1 pseudogene is annotated in these 373 nt (G+C 56.8%); it reads right to left on the bottom strand.

What is annotated here, in order from left to right:
- A pseudogene (locus PU724_RS33985) lies at window positions 1-244 on the bottom strand (IS110 family RNA-guided transposase); the annotation flags it as partial.
- Window positions 245-373: the final 129 nt, after the last annotated feature.

Genomic DNA, 373 nt, shown 5'->3' with positions numbered 1-373 from the left:
TGTGGCGCGTCTCGATGCAGAAGACCGGGAAGCCAGCTTTTGCCAGCCCTTCGAACAGCCATTGCGATAATGGTCCAGCTTCAAGGCCCACTCTATCCAGACTGAAGGCCGGATCGCCCAGGATGGCGATTAGGTCATCGGGGTGGGAGACGACCTTCCATTCCCGGCATAGCTTGCCGCTTTCATCAACGACACAGACGCTCGTTTCTTTGACCGAGACATCGAGGCCGGCATAATGTTTCATGACTGCGCTCCTCTGCGTGATGGTTGGGTCGGGTTCCGACAGACTGCGTTTTATCATCAGCGGTGGCGCAACACCTTCTTTCCGGACGGACGAGATGGGGCACGAAGCCGATTAGCCCATCTATGCTGA

Source organism: Mesorhizobium abyssinicae, from assembly GCF_049887195.1.
In the GTDB taxonomy this organism is placed as follows: domain Bacteria; phylum Pseudomonadota; class Alphaproteobacteria; order Rhizobiales; family Rhizobiaceae; genus Mesorhizobium; species Mesorhizobium abyssinicae.
Note: the sequence above shows the minus strand (reverse complement) of the source record. Positions and strands in the feature narration are given on the sequence as shown.